General features: G+C 62.6%; 20 protein-coding genes. 3 read left to right on the top strand and 17 right to left on the bottom strand.

The window, feature by feature from the left end:
• The first annotated feature begins 135 nt into the window (after nucleotides 1–135).
• The gene (gene efp, locus HV753_RS08765) at nucleotides 136–696 is read left to right on the top strand and encodes an elongation factor P (protein ID WP_175174062.1); all 561 of its coding nucleotides are present in this window, start codon (nucleotides 136–138) and stop codon (nucleotides 694–696) included.
• 102 nt (nucleotides 697–798) lie between these two features.
• On the opposite strand, the gene HV753_RS08760 is transcribed toward efp, so the two are convergent.
• The 17 genes from HV753_RS08760 to HV753_RS08680 form a co-directional block, all read right to left on the bottom strand.
• The gene (locus tag HV753_RS08760) at nucleotides 799–1,257 is read right to left on the bottom strand and encodes a DUF1178 family protein (RefSeq protein WP_175174061.1); all 459 of its coding nucleotides are present in this window, start codon (nucleotides 1,255–1,257) and stop codon (nucleotides 799–801) included.
• A 128-nt stretch (nucleotides 1,258–1,385) separates the two neighbouring features.
• Entirely contained in the window at nucleotides 1,386–2,099 is a 714-nt protein-coding gene (locus HV753_RS08755; protein ID WP_175174060.1) for a DUF2968 domain-containing protein, read from the bottom strand.
• A gap of 117 nt (nucleotides 2,100–2,216) precedes the next feature.
• Complete coding sequence (locus HV753_RS08750) at nucleotides 2,217–3,617, bottom strand: sigma 54-interacting transcriptional regulator (RefSeq protein ID WP_175174059.1); 1,401 nt, start codon at nucleotides 3,615–3,617, stop codon at nucleotides 2,217–2,219.
• A gap of 49 nt (nucleotides 3,618–3,666) precedes the next feature.
• A complete protein-coding gene (locus HV753_RS08745) occupies nucleotides 3,667–5,760 on the bottom strand; it encodes a pilus assembly protein TadG-related protein (protein ID WP_246288202.1) in 2,094 nt (697 codons plus the stop codon).
• Nucleotides 5,761–5,805: 45 nt separating this feature from the next.
• Nucleotides 5,806–6,276, bottom strand: a complete 471-nt coding sequence (locus HV753_RS08740) for a DUF3613 domain-containing protein (RefSeq protein ID WP_175174057.1) — start codon at nucleotides 6,274–6,276, stop codon at nucleotides 5,806–5,808.
• Between the two features lie 22 nt (nucleotides 6,277–6,298).
• Nucleotides 6,299–7,171: a tetratricopeptide repeat protein gene (locus HV753_RS08735; protein WP_175174056.1), complete on the bottom strand. Its 873-nt coding sequence runs from the start codon at nucleotides 7,169–7,171 to the stop codon at nucleotides 6,299–6,301.
• Between the two features lie 11 nt (nucleotides 7,172–7,182).
• Entirely contained in the window at nucleotides 7,183–8,181 is a 999-nt protein-coding gene (locus HV753_RS08730; RefSeq protein ID WP_175174055.1) for a type II secretion system F family protein, read from the bottom strand.
• 13 nt (nucleotides 8,182–8,194) lie between these two features.
• Entirely contained in the window at nucleotides 8,195–9,121 is a 927-nt protein-coding gene (locus HV753_RS08725; protein ID WP_175174054.1) for a type II secretion system F family protein, read from the bottom strand.
• Nucleotides 9,121–10,476, bottom strand: coding sequence for a TadA family conjugal transfer-associated ATPase (locus HV753_RS08720; protein WP_175174053.1), 1,356 nt, complete (start codon nucleotides 10,474–10,476; stop codon nucleotides 9,121–9,123). Before HV753_RS08720 ends, HV753_RS08725 begins: the two co-directional genes overlap by 1 nt.
• A 33-nt stretch (nucleotides 10,477–10,509) precedes the next feature.
• A complete protein-coding gene (locus HV753_RS08715; RefSeq protein ID WP_175174052.1) occupies nucleotides 10,510–11,853 on the bottom strand; it encodes a pilus assembly protein CpaE in 1,344 nt (447 codons plus the stop codon).
• Nucleotides 11,850–13,217 carry a type II and III secretion system protein family protein gene (locus HV753_RS08710; protein WP_175174051.1) on the bottom strand — a complete coding sequence of 456 codons (1,368 nt, stop codon included), beginning with the start codon at nucleotides 13,215–13,217 and terminating at the stop codon, nucleotides 11,850–11,852. The genes HV753_RS08715 and HV753_RS08710 overlap by 4 nt, the downstream gene beginning before the upstream one ends.
• Before the next feature lie 65 nt (nucleotides 13,218–13,282).
• Nucleotides 13,283–14,245, bottom strand: coding sequence for a Flp pilus assembly protein CpaB (cpaB, locus tag HV753_RS08705; protein WP_175174050.1), 963 nt, complete (start codon nucleotides 14,243–14,245; stop codon nucleotides 13,283–13,285).
• Nucleotides 14,242–14,733, bottom strand: a complete 492-nt coding sequence (locus HV753_RS08700) for a TadE/TadG family type IV pilus assembly protein (RefSeq protein WP_175174049.1) — start codon at nucleotides 14,731–14,733, stop codon at nucleotides 14,242–14,244. The genes cpaB and HV753_RS08700 overlap by 4 nt, the downstream gene beginning before the upstream one ends.
• Before the next feature lies 1 nt (nucleotide 14,734).
• Nucleotides 14,735–15,148 carry a pilus assembly protein gene (locus HV753_RS08695; RefSeq protein ID WP_425485883.1) on the bottom strand — a complete coding sequence of 138 codons (414 nt, stop codon included), beginning with the start codon at nucleotides 15,146–15,148 and terminating at the stop codon, nucleotides 14,735–14,737.
• Nucleotides 15,130–15,651, bottom strand: coding sequence for an A24 family peptidase (locus HV753_RS08690; protein WP_246288200.1), 522 nt, complete (start codon nucleotides 15,649–15,651; stop codon nucleotides 15,130–15,132). The genes HV753_RS08695 and HV753_RS08690 overlap by 19 nt, the downstream gene beginning before the upstream one ends.
• A gap of 151 nt (nucleotides 15,652–15,802) precedes the next feature.
• The gene (locus HV753_RS08685) at nucleotides 15,803–15,985 is read right to left on the bottom strand and encodes a Flp family type IVb pilin (RefSeq protein WP_175174048.1); all 183 of its coding nucleotides are present in this window, start codon (nucleotides 15,983–15,985) and stop codon (nucleotides 15,803–15,805) included.
• Nucleotides 15,986–16,101: 116 nt separating this feature from the next.
• A complete protein-coding gene (locus tag HV753_RS08680) occupies nucleotides 16,102–16,932 on the bottom strand; it encodes an MHYT domain-containing protein (RefSeq protein WP_175174047.1) in 831 nt (276 codons plus the stop codon).
• A gap of 490 nt (nucleotides 16,933–17,422) precedes the next feature.
• Between HV753_RS08680 and HV753_RS08675 the strand changes: the two genes are divergently transcribed.
• A complete protein-coding gene (locus HV753_RS08675; RefSeq protein WP_175174046.1) occupies nucleotides 17,423–19,132 on the top strand; it encodes a ShlB/FhaC/HecB family hemolysin secretion/activation protein in 1,710 nt (569 codons plus the stop codon).
• Between the two features lie 346 nt (nucleotides 19,133–19,478).
• Nucleotides 19,479–21,170: a collagen-like triple helix repeat-containing protein gene (locus HV753_RS08670; protein WP_175174045.1), complete on the top strand. Its 1,692-nt coding sequence runs from the start codon at nucleotides 19,479–19,481 to the stop codon at nucleotides 21,168–21,170.
• The last annotated feature ends 17 nt before the right edge of the window (nucleotides 21,171–21,187 follow it).

The following is a 21,187-nucleotide window of genomic DNA, read 5'->3' as shown; positions in this document are numbered from 1 at the left end:
CAACAATGACGCCTCCCGGGGTGTGCATGAAACCGCTGTCAGGGTCTTTGGCCCTGCCCTATCGCTCGTATTTATTCGCGACGGCGGCTTTTTGCAAGCACGGCGAGTGCACCCATCACCCCCGGAGTTTTATCGATGAAAACCGCTCAGGAATTGCGAGTCGGCAACGTGATCATGGTCGGCAAGGATCCCCTCGTGGTCCAGAAAGCCGAATACAACAAGTCTGGCCGTAACGCTGCTGTTGTGAAGCTGAAGTTCAAGAACCTCTTGACCGCCTCGGCCAGCGAATCGGTCTACAAGGCCGACGAAAAGTTTGAAGTCGTCCAACTGGATCGCAAGGAGTGCACGTACTCCTACTTCGGCGACCCGATGTACGTCTTCATGGACGAAGAGTACAACCAGTACGAAATCGAAGCGGAAAGCATGGGCGATGCCCTGAACTACCTGGAAGAAGCGATGCCCGTGGAAGTGGTCTTCTACGACGGCCGCGCCATCTCGGTTGAACTGCCCACCACGCTCGTTCGCGAAATCACCTACACCGAACCCGCCGTCCGTGGCGATACGTCGGGCAAGGTCACCAAGCCGGCCAAGATCAACACCGGCTACGAACTGAACGTGCCGCTGTTCTGCGCCATCGGCGACAAGATCGAAATCGACACCCGCACGAACGAATACCGCAGCCGCGTCAACAACTGATCCGGCAAGCAGGTACAAAAAAGCCAGACCTTTTGGGGTCTGGCTTTTTTATTGCCTGTATCCACCGCGCTCTCAAGTGCCGCGAATCTTCGCTGCCACGCTTTACTGCAAGCGTTCGTCATCCAGGAAATCGGGCACGGCCATGACGTCAATGCCGTCATCGGCCAGCGCCTCGCGTTCTTCCGGGGTGGCGGTGCCACGGATGGGGCGCTCGTCGGCATCGCCTTCATGGATGCGGCGAGCCTCTTCCGCAAACCGTGGCCCGACGTTTTCGGTATTGCGCAGCAACGCCCGCACCTGCTTCATCACCACGGCCTGCAACGCAGCCATTTTTTCGGCCTCGGAAGCGCCAGCTGGCACGGCGGGCGGCTGAGCTGGCGCATGCAGATGCGACACGTTCAGGCGCGGCGCCGACAGACGCTTGGTAATGCTGGCCGACCCACAAACCGGGCACGTGACCAGGCCACGCGCCTGCTGCGCGTCATAGTCTTCGTGCGAACCGAACCAGCCTTCAAAGATGTGGCTGTGTTCGCACTGGAGATCGAAAACTTTAAGAGCCATGGTTGCTATATGGGGTCCGACATCCAGAATACAAGAAAGCCCCCGCAATGGGTGCGATCCCCCGCGTGATACGGGGGCCGCCCCAAGTAAAAACGGGCCCGCAGGCCCGTTCTGGCGAATGACGCCGCTTACTTGCCGCGCTTGGCGGCCGGGCTGGCGTCGATTTGTGCCTGCTGAGCCTGCAAGGAATCGATCTGGCGTTGCAGATCGCGCAGTTGCTGGCGCACATCCTTTTGCTGATCGGCCAATGCCGTGGCTTCCTGGCGCGACTGCTCCTGGCGTGCCGCAACCTGCTCTTCCTGCTGCATGCGCAGCGTACGGTCAGCCTGCAAGGTGCTGAGCTGGGCGTTGCGGCTGGCCAACAGTTTCTCGGCGTGGGCGTATTCAGCCTGAAGCTTGATGCGCTTGATGTCCACTTCGGCCAGATCGGCCGATTGCGTCGCGAAAGCACGATACGTGGTTTCAGCCTGCTTTTCCGACACCGTCTTCAGCACGCGCCAAAAGTCTTTCTGCTGGAACAGGGCAACGTAATAGGTCAGATCGTCCGGCTTGAACAACAGGCTGGCACCATACGAGCCGTTATAGGCCGTACGCAATTCGGAAACCTGCCGATTCTGGATCAGCCCCTGCAATTCGGCCACGGTCGAAGACGGCCGCGCGGCGGCTGCGGGAGCAGCGGCGGGCGGCGGGGTCACCGGCGTCGCGGCGTCGGGCTTGTCCTCGACCTGCTTAACCGTGGGCCGCGGCGCTTCGGATTGCGCGCTGGCGCAAGCCGCCAGGCCGGACAACGCCGCGCCTAACAGCGCCATGCGAGTGGCGGCACGGATAAATTGGACGTTCATGCCTTCCCCAAAAAAATCGTTGCGGAACTATAGCAATTTATTTCGCTCACGGTTGATCCACTTACATTCACCGCGAGCAAATTTGTGGCCCTCTACGGGCCTTTCCCTATTGCACGATCAGGACGCCTCGACAATCCCTTCTGCCGTTTCGCCCTGGCCACCCCCAAGATGCAGTTTTCGCATCTTCTCCCAGAGCACCTTGCGGCTGATGCCCAAGGTATTGGCGGTGTCCTGGCGGCGCCAGCCGTTGACGTCCAGCGCAGCCAGGATACGAGCGCGTTCCGCGCGTTCGGCGTCGGTGAACACGGGCGGTTCGCACAATGCGCTGGTACCGCCCAGTGCGCCGGCGGCGCGCAGCGGTTCGCCGATCTGGTCAAAAATGCGTTCAATTCGTGCCTGGTCCCAGCTTTTGAACTGCCGGCGCATGATCGCCACGCGCTCCGCCACGTTGGACAGCTCGCGCACATTGCCCGCGTAGCGGGTGCGCGCCACGCGCTCCAGCAGCCAATCCGGCGGCTCGCCCTCTCCGCCCAGGCGATCCAGCAGCGCTCGGAAAATAGCGATCTTCTCTTCGGGTCCGCGCTGTTCCAGGTTGGGAATGCGCAATTCGATCACCGCCAGGCGGTAATACAGGTCTGCCCGGAACTCGTCCTGGCCGACCAGCACCCGAAGGTCCTTGTTGGTCGCAGCCACCAGCCGGAAATCCACCGGTATCTCGACGGTGGAACCCAGCCGCGTGACCGCGCTTTGCTCCAGCACCCGCAGCAACTTCACCTGCTGATACAAGGGCAAGTCGCCGATTTCGTCCAGGAACAGCGTACCGCCGCTGGCCTGCTCGAAGTAACCCTTGTGCGCACCGACCGCCCCGGTGAAAGCGCCCTTTGCGTGGCCGAAGAAATGCGCTTCAAACAGGCCTTCGGGAATGGCGCCGCAATTGACCGCCACGAAGGGGCCGTCCGACCAGGCTGCCCGATCATGCAACAGACGGGCAATGCGCTCCTTGCCCACGCCTGTTTCACCGTGGATCAGCGCGTTGCTGCGGCAATCCGCAAACATCTCGGCCTCGGCCAGCAGTGCGCGCATCGACTCGGACACGGCAATCAACGCCTGCTCGCGCTTGGGCGCCGTGCGGTTCAACTGGTCCAGCGTTCCCAGCAACTCAAACAACAGCTTGCGCAAATCAGCGGTCGTGAACGACAGCGGCAAGGTGTAGGAATACTCGGGCGGGTAATAGCGCGAATCGCGCCCCCGGGCTTCAGCCGCGACCCAGATCACCGGCATGGCCTGCACCGCCAGCCAGTCATAGCCGCTGAAGCGGTTGTCGCCCATCACCGATACCGACACCAGCGCCACCGCCGGGCGCGTCGGGTCGCGTGGTGGCGGGAACGCCGTACCCGCGTCCGCACGCACCAACGAGACATCCATGCCGACCAGGCAACGCTCCGCCCGGGAGGCAATATCGGAAGTGCCTTCCCAAACGTATACGTCGAACTCGTCGCGGGCGAATTTTTGAGTCATGGCTGGGACCATGCTGGCAAAAGGGAAGCGGAAATCACAAACATCATCATCAGTACACCAAACGGGGCTGGCCGCAATCCACGGACAGCAGCGAGACATCGGTCTGACCGACGCTCAGGCCAAGCAGGTTGAGCAGTTGTTGCAGCAACGTCGACAGCGGCGCCAGCACCGGTTGCAGCAAGTTCACGACAATGGACAGCACGCCGCTGACTTGAGAGCCGCCGTTCAACGCCAAAGCGGAAACCGAGTTGATACGGCACTGCCGGATGGCGCTTGGCGTGATGCCCAGGGCGCAGACCACGTCATTGATCGGCGCCACCAGCAGCGAGGTCAGGATATTGCCCACCAACTGCAACGTCCCGCCCAGCACCCCCGTCAAGCCGCCCGTACTCAGGCGCTGGCCCAATTGGTTCAGGGCAGTCGTGGACCACTGTATGTCATTGAAAACCTGCGAAATCGACTTGCCTGCGTTGCTGCCGCCACCGCCCACCAATTTCGTGGCCAGCGCCGTGCGCTCCGCATCCGACAAGGGCGTTCCGGTATTGAAGAGATCCCCCAGAATGCCGCCGATCACGGCATCCGCCAGATTCGAGGCCAGCGTGCCCAGGTTGATGGACGTTGCGGTAACCGTCTGGGTCGACGGCGTGCCCGGCGGCTCGGTCAGCGTGACGGAGACCGGTGAAGTGGAATTGAAGACAGGCAGCGTGACCTTGGCGGTCAGCGGCAGGATGCCCAGCACATTCAACACCTGATAGCGCTGAATCGCGGCAAACGAACTGGGCTGGCAGCTATTGGTTAAAGAGACGAAGTTGGCCGCATTCTGGTCCGTGCTGGACGACATGCCCGGAAAGCGCCCCAGGCAGATGTTCGCCACCGAGGAGTTCACGGCGATGGTGGCCTGCGACTGCGTCAACGGCGCCTGGCACAGATTGGTCAACGTGCCCGTGGATTGCGCCACGTCGATGATGATGGGCAGATCCACATACGTGTTCAGCGTATTCGCCAGCAAGGGCCCTATCAGCGGAATATTGCTGGTATTGACGCGCAGGTACACGCGAATACCCGCGCTGGTGGCTTGCGTGCCGATGCCGCCGACGGCCAGCGTAGGCGGCTCCACGACACGCACTCGGGCGTCCACCCCCAGGATGGGCACGCTCAGGCCCAGGTTGATCAGGTTCTGGCCGTTGGCAATGACCAGTGCGGTTTCCAGAATATTCAGTGCGTTGACGTTCGCCGCCAAGGCCCCGGTGGCGTCACCGCCCACCACCGACAGGTTCAGCACGCCGCCATCACCGAACAGCTTGACGGGCAGGTTCAGCGGCATGACGGCGAGCACGGTATTGATGGCGTTGTTGATCAGCCCGATGCTGGCGCCTGCGGTGCCGCTCTGGTTGACCACCGTCAACGTGGCGTTCAGCAACTGGCCCAGCGTCAGGTTATTCACCGCCGCCAATTCCGCAGGCGTGCCCACGCCGGTCGCCACCGACAATGGCAATCCCAGCGCCTTCAGCAAGCCCGACGGCGTGATGTTGACACTGGCCAGGCCCGCCGCATCCAGCACGTCCAGTTGCGCGGGCGTCGCCCCGACGGAGGCCAGCAACTGCGACAGCAGGCCGCCGCGCTCCAACCGCACCAGGCGCGAGCCCACGGTGAAGGCCGCGACGGGCGCCGTGCTCGTGGCCACGGCAGTCGTCGTGACCAGCGTGCCGTTGTCCGCACCGGCTGAAAACTTGGGAATGATGCTGGTCAGTCTTTTGCTCACGGTCACGCGAACGGCGTTGAACGGCTGTCCGCTTGTGGCATCGAAGACATGCATCCCCGTGGCGTCGGCCCGGCTTGAATCCCAGACCTTGCACTCAACGGTGACGTTGGCCGCCGTGAACGTATCGAAGAAACCGGGCACGTTGGCCAATGCCGAGGTGCGGCCTGCGGTAACCGCCCGCGCGCAATCCGCTGACGCCCCCATGCCCAGCACCTGGACGGCCGACAAGGCCGCCAGGTCTGCCCCCTTCTGCATTTCTCGCTTCATGTAGAAGCTGTAGGCAAGATGCACCACCCCAAGCAACACCAACCCCACCAACACCGCGAATACGACAGCCACGGTGATGCTGCCGCGCTGGCGAAGCAAAGAAGCGGAACGCATTGGGGCGGCTCGCATGATCTGGCGACTCCGGCTCGTCTCCAAGCCTTAGTTGGTGTTCTTGGTCTCGACCCGTTTCTGGAACCATTCCGGGATGGGCTGTTTGAAGCTATCCACGTAGCGGTTCCAAGCGGCGGAAGAGACCGGCCCCAAGATGGGCAGCACGCCTCCCGCGCGACGCCCGTCGGCCTGCGCGGCCAGCAGGCCCCGCGTCACATCCCCAAACCCCTCACGCGCCTCGGCAGCGGCGGGCGCTGGTGCAGCCTGCTGCGTCGCCTGTGCCGTTCCTGGCTGCGCGGCAGGCGCTTCCGCTTGCGGCATCGCCGAGGGCACTTGTTGCACCACAGGCCTGTCAGGCAGGGTCGCGGCTGGCAGTGGCGCGGGCTGCGGCGCGGCCTGCGCGCCACCTGACATGTTCCCCGTCAGCGGCGCATTGGACTGGGCATGGGCCCCCAGGGGCGCCAACACGGCCAGCACCAGGGTCAAGGTGAAGGAAGGAATCAATCGCGGTTGAGACATAAAGAGTTTCCTGAACACGGAGTTAACGCACGATGGGCCCATTGCCCAGGCCATCGATCAACGGACTCATCATTGGCATCACGGCGCCGTCGCCGCTGGACACGCGGGTGGGCGCCTGCCCCCCCACCGCCGCGGCGGCCGGCATGGGCGCGGGTGCGCGTTGGCTGCGGATATCGGAGGCCAGGCGCAACACCTGACCGCGCGCATCATCCCCAAGGCGAGCCCGATCCATCACTTGCTGGGCCTTGACCGGATCGCCCTCGACCAGCAGCAAGACCGCCAAGTTGGCCAGGACCTTGCCGTTGTCCGGCGCCAATTCGGCTGCTTGGCCAAGGGGCACTCGAGCCCCCTCCACGTCGCCGGCCCGCAATCTTGCATAACCCAGGTCACCCAGGATCCGTGCGTTCATGGGCGCCAGCCTGGCCGCCCGGGAAAAATTGTCGACCGCCTGATCAAACTGGCCACGCCCGCCCGCGATCAGGCCAAGTCCATGCCACCCGTCCGCCGCCTGATCACCACTGGTCAGAGCGCGATAGGCCTGCTCGGCCAATGCGGTCTGGCCAGTCTGGCGCAAGGCGTCTGCACGCATGACGGCCAGCCGGCTGTCATTGCCGAATTTCTGCTGATACGCCTCGATGTACGCCAGAGAGGCGAAATAGCGTTCCTGACGCTGCGCCTCTGCGATCAGGGAGAGCATCATCTCGGGCTCCTTGGGCCGGCGCCGGCCCTCGGCTTCGTCTTCTTTCTGCCGCGCCAGCGCTTGTTCCTGCTGCTGTTGCTGCATCAACTGCCACGCCGTTTCCGCACTGTTGGTCTTGCATCCGCTCAAACCCGCGGTCACCGACACCGCCGCAGCCACAAGGGTCCAGCGCAATGCGCCCTGCCGACTTCCCATAGCGCTCGCCATCACGTCCCCCCCATGCGCGACATCGCGCGTATCACCGCAACAAACCCAGATCCGCCCGTGACGATCAACAGGGCAGGCAGCAAGGTCACGATCATGACTCCCGTCATCTTGACCGTCGTCTTGCCCACTTTCTCTTTCAATTCAAGCCGTCGAGAATCACGCAGCCGTTCGCCAAAGCGGTTCAGCGGCTCCTGCACCGCTCCGCCATGTTGATCCACCTGCGCGATCAGGCGGCAGATAGCGGACAGGTCATCGTTATCGAATCCAGCAGCCAGCCTGGACAGCGATTGCTCGCGCGTGCGGCCGCGCACATAGAGTTCCGAGGCCAGGCGCAATTCCTGCGACAGCACCGGCAACACCTGTCCGAACTCCGTCACCAGCACCTGCATGCTCTGATCAATCGACAGCCCCACGCCTTGCAACAGGCGCAGCAGGTCAATCAGCAAAGGCAGCTCATCGGCCGCCATCCGGCGGCGTTGCGCCACGCGCCGCCGCACGAACCACTTGGGAAGCATGTAGCCAACCGCGAAACCAAAGAAGGCGGCAACCAGCATTCCCGACAACGAATCGACGTAGTGGTAATGAATGGCCAGCGTCACTGCGGCGATGGGCAGCAGAATCGCCAGCCCGAACCGCAATACGACAAAACGCGACCTTGCCGCGGCGGCATCGGCATAGCCGGCGATGTCCACCAGTTTCCGGTCCTCGGCGGCCAGCAAGGCTTCCGCCAACCGGCCTTCGCTCAGACGCTTGCCGAACGAATCCGCCGCGCGCGTGGCGGCCGCGAATCTGCCCTGCCCGTCTTGCGGGGGCAAGGTGGCCGCCGCCGCGCCCCCCATCTGGCGCGATGCCAGCGCATGATCCACGATCTGCCGATTCCTGCTTTGGCCACGCAGCCGGCGCACGATGCCGATGCCCAACACCAGCATTGCTGCGGCGATCAGCATCAATCCCATCGCCAATACGGAGGAGACACTCCAGGATTTCAGGATATCCATCACGCCTCTCCCATCAAATGGACTTGGCCATGCGATACAGCCAATAGCTGCCGCCGATCTGCAAGAGCACGGCGGTCACCAACATCTTGAATCCCGCCGGGTCGCGCCACAGATTCATGAACAGATCGTTGTTCGTCAACATGATGAAACCCGCGATGCCCACCGGCAGCAGCGCCAGGACCCAGGCCGACAAGCGGATCTCGGCGGAACTCGCCGACAACTCATTGCGCGCCTGCGACACGTCGCGCATGAAAGCCGCCATGCGCTCCAGCACCTGGTCGCTGCGGCCGCCGAAACGCATCGCCAACGACACCACGGCGGCGATCATGTATAGCTCTTTCAATCCGTACAGCCGGGACACGTGCACCAGCGCCGCGTCCAGTTCCTTGGCCGAACGGCTAAGGCTGGCGGCCATTTCCACGACCTCGCGCAGCGGTTCGTCCGTGGTGGCGGACGCCGTCTGAAACGCGGCTCCCATGCTGTTGCCGATGGTGATCAGGCGAACAATGTTGTCCAGGAAGGCAGGCAGTTGCGAGATCATCCGGCGCTGCCGTTTGTCTGCCCGCAACCACAGCAGGAAATACTCGAAGACGGCCACAAGCAACAGCGTCACGATGCCCGACAGGATGCCCAACGTCAGCCACGCCAGCGCGGTCAGTCCCAACAGGGGCACGGCAAGCCGTACATAGAGCCCCGTGCTTTGGCGCACGCCGGCCAGCAGCAACAGGCGGTCCCATCCCGGCAGTCCGCTACGCAAGGCACGCGAGCTTTCGAAAATCGGCTCGGGTTTGGAAGATCCGTCGCGCCCCCGGTTCAGTTGATTTTCCAGGAACGTCGAACTCGCCGCCCGGCGAGCGCCGCTGCTGGCATTGCGCCAAAGCAGCACCGCACCGATCCCCAACACCAACGCCAGGCCCGCCAACACCAGGGCTTCCATCATCAGCGCCTCCGACTCCAGAATCCGCCGCCTTCGGTGTCGCCCGGGCCAGGCTCGTTGGTGCGCGCCTCGTTGCGCATCTTGGCGAGCTTGGGCGTATGGGGATGGATCCCCAGCCAGTTCCAACGATCCTTTTCTTCGCCCTCGGGCGTCGTGAACGTTTCGTGGCGATAGAGCTCCTGGGTGGAAATCACGTTGTCGCCCATGCCAGTGACCTCGGTCACCGACAGCACGCGGCGCTTGCCGCTGGACAAGCGGCCGATCTGCACAATGAAGTCCAGTGCGCTGGCGATCTGCCTGCGCAAACTGTCCTCGCTGCCCTGGAACCCGGCAAAGCCCGCCAACATCTCGATGCGATACAGGCATTCACGCGGCGAGTTCGCGTGGATGGTCGCCATCGACCCTTCATGGCCCGTGTTCATCGCCTGGAGCATGTCCATGACTTCGGCGCCGCGCACTTCACCCACCACGACGCGATCCGGCCGCATCCGCAGGCTATTGCGGATCAATTCGCGAATACTGACCGAGCCGCTACCGTCAAAGCCCCCCTGACGCGACTCCAACCGCACCACGTGCGGGTGATTCAGCGAGAGTTCCGCCGTGTCTTCCACCGTGACCACGCGCTCCGTTTCCGGAATGAAGAACGCCAGCGCGTTAAGCAGAGATGTCTTCCCGGAGCTGGTGCCGCCAGACACAAGCACATTGCAGCGGTTCTTCACCGCCTCGTGCAGCAGCCGGTAGATCTCTTCGTCAAACGAGCCCAGCGTCAGCAGGTCGGCAGGCTTTAGCGGGTCTTGCCGGAACTTCCGGATCGACACCATCGGCCCGTCCACCGCCAGGGGTTCGATCACCACGTTCAGACGGCCGCCATCCGGCAGCCGGGCATCGACCATGGGGCTGGACTCGTCCAGGCGGCGGCCGATGGGGGCCAGAATGCGGCGCACGATGCGCAGCACGTGCTGGTTGTCGGTGAAGCGCAGCGTCTCGCGGGCAAGCACCCCGCGGCGCGATACGAACACATTGTCGTAGCCGTTGATCAGGATATCTTCGACCGCCGGGTCCGCCAACAGATCCTCCAAGGGCCCCAGGCCGGCCAATTCCTTGGTCAGGGCTTCGGCTATCTGCCTCATTTCCCCTTCATTGATTGGCACCCTGCGCAGGCGCACGAAGTTCGCGACCTCGATATCGACGAATTCCTGAATCGCCGAGCGCGCCCAACGGCCGAACTCCGCGCCCAATTCCTCGATACGGGAAAGCAGGTGTTCGTACGCCGCCGTCTTCACTTCCTGAAAGCGGTTCGACGTCGAGAATCCCTTGTCGCCATCACCGCCAAACTCTATTGTCGCTGTCATGATCATGTCGGCTTCCGTTGCAATCCTTGCGTCGTTCCGTTAACCGACGACCATACGGCGATGCACACCGGGCAGCCAGGTGGCCAGCCAGCTTGCGCGCCCACCGGGCGTGCTTTCTTCCGCCCCCAGCTTTTCCACCAGTGTCTGCACTGCACGCACATAGACGTCGCGCTCGGCGTCCTCATGCAGCAGATGTCCCTGGTTCGTGCACACCATCAAGGCCAGCGTACGGTCAGGCAAAGTGCCCACCAGTTCCAGCTGGAAGCGCTCGGCGATTTGCTGCGCCGTCATGCCGTAACGTTCGTCGTAGCGGTTGACGATCAGGCCCAGGCTGCGGCGATCCACGTGCAACTGCTCCAGCTCTTGCAGCAACCCCGCCAGCGACACCAAGGCGCCGACGCTCTGATCGGTCACGATCCAGTTCTGCTCCGAGGCGCGCGCCAGGCCCGCCACGAACTCAGGATTGGTGAAGCCGCCCGAGTCCGCGATCACCACACCGAAATGCTGGCGCATGCGCTCAAACACCAAGAGCGAATCGGACTGTGAGACATCGCGCATCAGGGCCAGATCACGCGGCAACGACAGCACGCTCAGGCCGTTCGGCGTATGCGGCATGGCCGAGGCCAGCAACGTGGAATCCAGACGGCGCAGGTTGCGCGCAGCCTCGGAAAAATCGAACTCTCCGCCGATGTTCAGATAAAGCTGGCAATCGCCCACGGGCCACCCCAGGTCCATCAGCGCCACACGGCTCGACAAGGGCAGCGAAGCCCCCGACTCAGCCGCGGCGGCCTTGGCGCTCTTGCCGCCATTGGCCGTGGCACGGGCCCCGTGCGACTGTTTCAGGCGATCCTGTGCCATATGGGCCAGATGCACGGCCAAGGTGCTGGCGCCCACGCCGGGCCGTGCGCCCAGAAGCAGGACGCTACGCCGCGAACCGCCCGCGCGCCCACCGTCGGTCTGAGCGTCCAGCAGACGCAGCACGATTTCCTTGATTTCCTCGGGCGCGACCGTGGGGTCGACAAAATCGCTGACGCCCGCCCGCAGCGCGGCAATAGCCCCTTCCGGCTGACTCAGCAGACCCACCGCCACGCGCGGCAAGGTGGGTGCGATGCGCGCCAACAAACGCGCCAGCTCGGCGGACTTGAACAGTTTCCCAGGCTCGTCTTCGCTGAGCGTGAAATCCAGGAACACCACCTGCGGCGATATCTCGGCCAGACGCCGCGCCAATTCTTCATTGCCGGGAGACTCCTGGGTCAGCATGCCCATGTCGCCCAACACCTGCCCCAATTGCACAGCGACATCCGCACCCTTGGAGCAGAACAAAAAACGCTTGCTGTTTTGCAGGCCAACCCACTCGCTTGCATGTGTCTTCATATTGTTCACCGCGAAAAACCCGGCATTTGCTGGCCGCCCATTGGAGCCGTCAGGTAGTAGCCCCAGGCGTTAAAGCCGTTGTCCGCACGCTCTTGCTTTTCCCCTGGCAGTGGCAGATTCACCCCGCGTGCGATGGGGCGAACCAAGCGAGGTGTCACCACGATGACCAGTTCCGTTTCCTCTTGCGAGTAATCGAGGCTGCGGAAGAAGGCGCCGATGATCGGCAAATCGCCCAACAACGGCACCTTGCTGACCATGGCCTTGGTCTGGCGCGATACCAGGCCGCTGATCACGAAACTCTCGCCATCGCCCAGTTCGACGGTGGTATCGGCGCGGCGGGTGCGCAACGCCGGAATGATCGAGCTGGAATCCGTGCCGCTGTTCAGCACAATGCCGTTGCTGTAGTCCAGTTCGCTGGCCTCGGGCGCCACCTTCAGTGAAATGCGGTCCCGCGACAGCACCGTGGGCGTCACCGTCAACCCGATACCGAAAGGCTTGAAGGTGACCGACACCGTCCCCAGCCCGCCGGCTTCCGGAATGGGCAATTCACCGCCAGCCAGGAAACTGGCGCTTTGCCCTGTCATGGCCACCAGCGTGGGTTCGGCCAGCACGCGCGCCATGCCGTTGGTCTGCAACAGGCGCAGGTTCGCGGAGAAATTCTTGGTGTCGTAGAACAGTGAAAAGCCGGATGCCGCCGAAGCCAGGCTTGACGGCATCAAATTATTGGTCGCGCTCCAAGGGCCGCTGCCACCCGCGCTCCAATTGATGCCTGCCTCTTTCATCACCGAGCGCGACACCTCAACGACCTTGACCTCCACCTGCACAATGCCACCGGTGCCAGCGGAAGACAGATCGACGACGTTCTTCTCGCCGCCCACGGCGGAAGCCGCTATCGCGGCAGAGGCCACCTGCCCCATCGGCGTCTCGGCGTACCCGGACACCACCGCCCGGTCTCCCGCGATATCGACATTCGCCCCGCCGGCGATGCCTCGCGTGGCCAGTGCCCCCTGGACGCTGCCGCCTACGCGAAGGTTCCAGATCTGCGGCGCCGCGTTGTTGCCACTCCATATCTGCAACTGTGTCGTACCCGCCTTCTTGCCATAAATCAGCAGCGAGCCCGCGCGCTTGTTGGAGGCAGGCAAGACCTTCACGTCAGCCACCTCAGGGTCGCCGATCGCGATCCGCGACGGCACCGCGCCGTCCAGCAGTAGCGTCTGTTGCCCCTTCACGGCCAAGGCAAGATCTCGAACCGGCGCCGGCGCATTCGAGCCCGGCGCGGGCGCGGTGCTCTGCGCGGAGGCGATGACGCCATAGGACATCGATGCTGCCGCGGACAGGACGCAGATCATGGTGGTGCGCTGATATTTCATCATTGTGCTGAATCTAGTCATAAGAGAGAGTCCAGCCACGCGCGGCGACAAGCCGCGCGGAGCCACGTTCAATAACGGACACGTTCGGATTTGTCTCCGCGCAAGATTTCCACGGTTCTACCGCCGCCCGCCCCCGAGTTCGCACCGCGCACAGGTGCGGTAGGGGCACGCGCAGCAGAGGTCGAGCCGTCAAGCTGAACCAGGCTTTCACCGGCAAACGCGCGATTCGGCCCCAGCTTGAGCGCATCGCGTTGCTCCGGACTCAAGTCCGCGCGAACCGGCAATACCGTGCCGCGCTGGGCGAACAATTGCGTGTCGGGCATGCTGTCGTCATTCAACGGGCGCAACGCCAGTTGCAGGCGGCCAGAGCGGCTGGCCAATATCAATTCGTTCACGTGTTCGACCGGCACGGCCAGTACCGCGGTCTTGGCGGGCTGCGCTGGCGCACCCTGCTGCCCCACCGGCTTTTCTTCCGGCCCATCCACGGAATCCCTGCCGTACGCCAGCACGCGCACCTGCGATTGCAGCAACCGCGCCTGGCCGCCGGGCACTTCCTGGCCCTTTTCGATCATGAAGAACACATCCACCCAGTCGCCCGGCGCGACGCGATTGCCACCGCCGATCACTTCGTCCACCGCGATCGCCACGGCACGCTCGCCCGCCTTCAACTGCCGGGCCAACCCTTGCGCCAGCAAGCTGGGCAAGAGGGGATCGCCCTTGGCAATATCAACCTTGGCCACGGCGCCTTCCAAGGCGGCCTTGGTGCTATATCCGCCGGATAGCGGCGCCTGCCATTCGGCCACCGTCAACATGGTTTCGCTGTTGATGCGCGTGCCGGCCGGAATCGGATCCTTGGCCACGACAACCGAGTAAAGCTGGACCGGCGTGGCGGCAGCCGCCGGCGCCGAGGGCGCGGGCGTGGTGCTGACGGGCGGACTAGCGGGCGCGGATGCCAGACGCCAGGCGACGAAGGCCAGCACAAGGCCCGCCACCAACAAAAACCCTGCGACGATCTTGCTCAAACTGCTCATGGTGTCCCTTGCGATATCTGAACAACGGCTTGCGAATGCAATCGGGTAGGAATCCAGCTTGGCCCGACACCCGGCAGCGTGGTGATCAGGCGCTGAAGAGTGGCCAAGAGCGGCCAGGACTGGGTGTTGTAGGTCAGGCCAACGGTGGCGCAATTCGCTTGCTGCCCCCCCGAGCCCGTCCAGGCGCACGGTGCGCTGGTCGTCGCGCAGACGACAGCGGAACCCGAAGAGAAAGCGCTCATCGCGGCAGCGCAGGCGGCCACCGGGACATTCGCCTGGCCGTTGAACTTTGCGAACACCGCCGCGCGCGCGCCGTCAGTCGCGGCAGACGCCAGTTGCTGCTGCATCCAGAACAGCACCCCGAAGCTCAGCACGCCCAAGATGAACATCAGCAACATGATCAGGGTCAAAGAGAATTCCAGCGCTGCGATGCCACGCTGCCGCAAGAATGAAGAGTGGCCGGCACGGTGCCGCGGTTTGGCGCGCATATCAGCCTTCCCCATTCAAATGCACCGTGGCGCGAGCGCTCAGCACGCCAGAGGCCGGCATGAGCACCGTGCGCAGCAGCGGCAGCGAGGGAATCAGCGGATGTGCGCCATAGGCATAGGACACGGTGACCTCGACCTGCCCGTCGGCAAGGGGCCGGCCGCTGCAAGCCCCGCCCGTGGAGCTGCTAAGCGCGCCCGTGCTGCCGCAGACCGCCACCTGGACGGTGGCGGCGGACATGGAGCTGATCCATTGCGCCTGATACAAGGCGGCATCGCGCCCCGCGTTGGCCCGCACCGTCAATGACGGCGTGCCCGCCTGCCACTGCAAGACCTTGCGCGCGCCTTCCTGCGCGGCCAATGTCACGGATTGCTGTGCGGCGGCCACCAACGAATACGTCAGAATTGCGTAGAACACCAGGAAGAACACCACGAATACCAGGCCGAATTCAACGGCATAGACGCCACGCTGAGCGCGGCGACTCCCAAGTACGCGGCGTAGGGAATCTGGCGAATGCGATGGCTCAGCGGCCAGTAGCGCGACACGATCAGATACAGCAAACCATGCAGGCCGGCCAGCAGGCTCGCCAGTACCAGAATCAGAATCAGCGGTGCGATCCCCAGCAGCAGTCCGAGGATGGCGATGGCCTTGACGTCGCCCGCTCCCATCCAGCGCCGGGCCCACAAGAACATGAACGGTATTGCCGCCAAGAACCCGGCAAGCGCCATGAACCAGCCCGACCATCGAGGCGGGTAGACCCACCCCGGCACCACCCATGCGGCCACCAACCAAAGCAGCTGCGCCACGAACCCCACGATGATCAACCCGTTGGGGACACGGCGGAAGCGCAGATCGTTGTAGATCAGCACCAGATTCCAGCTTGCGAATAGCAGCCACCACAACACTTCCCCTGGATACAAGGCGGGACCTTCCGATAATTCAAAAAAACCAGACTTCAGAAGTGTTCGATCGGAACGGCAGAATCCTGCTGAAGCCAATGAATACGTCGTACAGCCTGCCCGTCGGGATGGCCCAAAGGGCCATCGCGACATGGACTAGGCTTGCCGGGCGTTAAATTGCCCCACCCTGGGAGGTAAGCTTGGCGCCCAAGTCTGTGAACAGACTGGTCAAGCCTCCAGTAAAGAAGCCAATCGCAGCGATGATCGCCACTGCCATCAGCCCGGCAATCAGCCCATACTCCAGGGCAGTGATGCCTTCTTCGTCATTCCAGAACTGCGCAAGTTTCGCTTTCATGTCGAGCTCCTAACACTCGATTGATCATTGAGCTGTGCCGCCTCGCGGTACTAGCCCCCTATGCCCGGAACTGCTTGCTTTGCGGATGTGCGACCCGCGCGCAAACCGGGGCCTTGCTAACCCGGCCCCAGCGGAGATCCAGGCACCCTGCCTGAATCCGACACTGGTGCCGATTCAATGAACGAGTCGATACGTTGCGCCATGCGGGCGCGAAACCGGGTTGATGCCCGCTGCAATTGCCAACGCATGATCAGCAAGATGACAGCGGACAGGGCAAAGGCGATATACGGCAACATCAGCCCGCCAATTTGCAGGCTGGAATAGTCCCGTGGCGTGGTGCAGATAACCGTGCCAGCCGCCGCGCCGGTGTAATGCATGCCGCACACGGCTATTGCCATCAAAACGGCGGCTCCGGCGCGTTGAAACTCATTCTGCGTATTGAAAGCCAGCCACAGCGCGGCTGACGCGGCAATTACCGCGATAAACACCGATAAAACAACCATCGGCAGATTCCAAAGCAATACGGCCGGCATGCGCATGGCGCCCATGCCCAGATAATGCATGGCAGCTACGCCCAAGCCGGCGGCAAGCCCGCCCACGAGGCAGCGCCCAAACGTGAAACTGTCGCGGCCGACATACCAGAACGCCCAGCCGGAGAAACCCGCGGCCACGACGAAGCTGAGTATGGTCAGGCCAACCTGGTAACCCACATCGAAGGGGAAGTCCTGCGCTTGCATGCCAATGAAATGCATGCTCCAGATACCCACCCCACCCATGGCCACGGCACCGATGAGGATGTAACCGATACGTATTTCACCGTCTTGGGTTTCGGCGCGGATACCGGCCGCGGCGAGCAATGCAACGTATGAACCCAATGCTGCCATCAGGAACGACAAGGCAACGAGACCGGCATTGAACGAGAGGGGAACAATGTCACCCGGGTTCATGGACGACCCCAGTGAAATAGCCTGCAATCGCGGGGTTCCGCTGGCAGGCCTTTACGAGATGTACTGCAGTCACACGCGCCCATCTTGTGGACTCCCGATAGCCCGAAAACCGATGTGTTTTGATACGTTTATATAGTCTTATCTATTAACATTTAATACACATCAGGGTTTACACCGATATTCGCGATACTACGACAGCAGACATGTAACGAATGCACGTAAATTCGCATGAATCTTATTAAAAACCACTAGTTAACCCTGACGTTCTCAATATGCATCAGTTGAAGAAAATTTCGCAATGTTGTTATCTTGCTGTTTCCGATCGGTCACAATGAAATAAATTGTCATTATCCTGAGCGACTGGCACCATACCGCCTACGGCGCACCGAATCCCTTCTTACTAATGTTATGTCCCTCAATAAATTCAATATTTAACGAATATCGAATACATGGCGGGACAGCGCCTGCGGAAATGAGAGACATAAAAGGCATGAGACGCACGTTCCAGGCAAGTCCGCTTACCCTCGCTCTTATCTGTGCCCTTGCCGTCAGTGCGAATGCGCGCGCGGATGGACCGTTGCGAGGAAACCCCGTTGACTCGCTGCCAACGCTTGAACGACCACCCGGCGCCGTCCCGCCGCCTCCCGTCGTGGAAACGGCCACTCCCGAGCAATTGGCATTGCGGGCCAGACTGGCGCAGCGCATCGTGCCGCTCAACTTCGACGTCAGTGGCGTGCACGCCATTCCGTTTGAAGAGGTGTCCGGCATTCTTGCCCCGCTGTCCGGCAAAGAGATCAGCTTGGGCGAACTGGTGCAGCAGGTTGACAAGATCACTCAGCTATACCGCGACAAGGGTTATCCGCTGTCATTCGCGCTGGTGCAGAACCAGACCTTCGCCAATGGTCTGGTCGTTGTGACAGTGGTCGAGGGCTATATCGGGAATGTGCGGATTGAAGGCGATATCGGCAATGCGCTGGACCGGCTGGAAACGCTGGCCGGCCCCCTGAAGGAAGACCGTCCGTTGCAACAGGCGACGCTGGAGCGCCAGTTGAATCTGATGCGTACGGTGCCTGGAGTTAAATTCACGCCCAATCTTGACCTGCCGCGCCGTGCGGACGGAGCGACGGAATTGGTGCTGACCGCCACCCGCCAACCGGTCAGCTTGACGGCGGGGATCGCCGACCTGGGCACCGGCATGCAGCCATTAGTCAATATGGGCACCAATAGCCTGACGCCATTGGGCGAGCAGGTGAAACTGACCGCTGCCGTTCCGTTCAATACCGACGACGTTAAATATGTCATGGGCGAAGTCCGCGTGCCCATTGGCCCGGACGGCCTGGCGATCAAGGTCGATGGTTATCACTACGACGCCAAGCCCAAGGACGATGCCATCGAGTACCTGGGATTCGAGCGCCGCGTAAAGAACGACCGCATCGGCATCGGCGTCAGTTATCCCTTTCTGCTGAACAACACGCGCTCCCTGACGGGTACGTTGGGGGTTTATGCCGCCAACTCAAAGGACCGATACGACTCCAAAACCTCGGATCTTTGGTTGCAGCAGGATGCGCGAGTGCGCGCCGCCAACGCAGAGCTCCGATATATTCAGGTGTCTGAAAGCAAAACAACAGACGTTACCGCCAGCGTATCCAAGGGGTTTGACGCGGCGGGTGCAAAGAAGGACATCACGACAAACTATGGATATTCGGCCACGCCGATCCTCGATTTGGATTTCACCCGTTACAACCTGAACGCCAAGCAAACGTTTGCCTTGCCCGCGCAGTTCGGTTTGACCTTTTCGGGTGCCGCGCAATACTCCAGCAATATATTGCCCTCGTCAGAGCAAGTGTCTTTCGGCAGCTGGCGATACGCCATGGGGTATGCGCAAGGCGAACAAAGCGGCGATAAGGGCGTCGGCGTATCTGCCGAAGTCAACCGTCGTTTCGGTACTGGTTGGGAATACCTGTCCAGTGTCCAACCGTATGCCTTGGTGGACTTTGCGCGCACCTGGTACAACAACAAGAGCTTGCAGGCACTTAACCAACGGCACTTGTCGTCGCTCGCGCTGGGCCTTCGGTTCACCGACGATAAATACTATCTGTTTGATTTCAACGTGGCCAAGCCGATCGGCTCCGCGTCCACCAACAACGACCGGGACGTGCGCTTCAACGCCAACTATTCCTTGTTCTACGACGCCTTCTAAGCCGAAGGCGATCCCCTCCCCGCTGATCAGCGCCTGTATTCACAGGCGCTTTTTTTTGCCGATTTCACACAGCACGTTACGTAACGTTGCCCGTAACGTAACGGGGATTAACCTTCCATTCGTAACATTCGCAGGGTTTTTGTGGTCGCAAAAGTGAGGGTTTCACAAGATTGGTATAAACCCTCAAAATTTACTGCAAGTCATTGATTTACAAGTATTTTATTTTCATCAAAACACTGACCAAGGGCAAAAATCCGGGCACGGAAAAAATATTGGCACGGTTTGTGCATGTAGAGACGTATCGGGCAGTTTCAACGCCTGACCTATCCAACCCAAGGAGCTCGCCATGTCTACCAAAGTCGAAGCAAACCGTGTTCAACGTATTCTGACCTCCACCGTCATGGCCGCCGCTCTGATGAGCGCTTTGGCTGCTTGCGGTGGTGGCGGCGGCGGCAGCAAGTCTGCCGGCCTGCCTGGTACCGATATTCCGACCAATCCCGGCGGCGGCAACCCCACCAACCCGGGCGGCGGCAACCCGACCAATCCCGGCGGCACCGATCCCAATCCTCCCACCAATCCGGTCACCGCCGGCTTGCTGCAAACGACGCTTGGCAATACCGGCAGCGCCGTGGATAACACCCTGCCCCTTAATCTGGGCACGACGCTGGGCGGCGTGGGCAAAGCGCTGGATCCGACGCTCGCCCCCGTGGTCGATACCGTCGTGGGCCTGACTCAGCAAGTCGGCGCCACGACGGGCTTGGGCCAACCCGTGGATGGCATCACCAAGCAAGTCGGCGGCCTGGTCAGCGACCTGGGCACCACGGTGAAAGGCTCGGGACTCCCTGGTGGCCTGAGCTCGGGTGTCGGCGGTTTGGTGGACGGCTTGGGCAAGACGGTGGCCAGCACGGGCGGCCTGCTGAACGCCAGCGCCAGCAACCCGCAACCGCTGACGACCATTCTGGGTAACGCGACGAACGCCGTGGGTGCATTGACCGCAGGGCTCTCTGGCCAAGGCGGATTGCTGAACCCGGTTACCCAAACGCTCGGCGGCATCACTGGCGGCGTGCTGGGCGGCCCCTCCAAGCCGATTCTGGAACCTGCTCTGGGCAACGTAGGCAAGACGGTGGACAACGTGTTGCCGCTTGGCCTGCAACCCACGTTGGCCGGCCTCGGCGCCGCACTGGACCCCACCGCCAGCCCGCTGGTCGGCACGGTCACGGGCTTGACGCAACAGGTCGGCGCGACGACCAAACTGGGCGCTCCGGTCGCCGGCCTCTTGACGAGCCTGGGCGGCACGCTGGCTAGCGCGGGCGGATCGCTGCCCGGCAACACGGCTGGCCTGAACGGCGTGCTGCAAGGATTGGGCGGCGCCGTCGCCAGCGCCGGTGGATTGCTGAACGCAACGCCGGGCAACACGAATCCGCTGGGCGCAACCCTGGCCAACGCCACCAACGCGGTCGCATCGCTGACGGGCGGCCTGGGTCTTGGCGGTGTCACGGGCGGCCTGACCGGCGGCGCTGGCGGCACGGGCGGTTTGTTGAGCCCCATCACCGGCATCCTGGGTGGCGTGGGCGGCGTAGGCGGCACGCCGGCCGCTGGCGGCATTGGCGGTTTGCTGGCTCCGGTGACCGGCTTGCTGGGCGGCGTGACCGGATCGGTCGGCGGCACGGCGGGCGGGACGGCCAACGGCGGCCTGCTGGGCGGCCTGTTGGGTGGCGTGACAGGCGGGGCGACGGGCGGGACGACGGGTGGAACGACCGGCGGTACGGCGGGCGGTACCAACAACGGCGGCCTGCTGGGTGGTTTGCTGGGTGGCGTGGTGGGTGGTGTCTCGGTCGGTGCAACGACGGGCACGGGTGCCAGTGCAGGCGCCAGCGCCGGTGGCGCAGCCGGAGCCGGCACGACCAACAATGGTGGCTTGCTGGGCGGTCTGCTGGGTGGCGTCACAGGTGGCGTGACGGGTTCCTCGACGACGGGCGGCGCAACGAATGGCGGCCTGCTGGGCGGTCTGTTGGGCGGCCTGTCGGCCAAGAAGTAATCCACCATATCCGCAAG

Origin of the sequence: Achromobacter pestifer (genome assembly GCF_902859625.1) — a bacterium.
Classification (GTDB): Bacteria; Pseudomonadota; Gammaproteobacteria; order Burkholderiales; family Burkholderiaceae_B; genus Achromobacter; species Achromobacter pestifer.
This window is presented reverse-complemented; position numbering and strand designations above follow the sequence as displayed.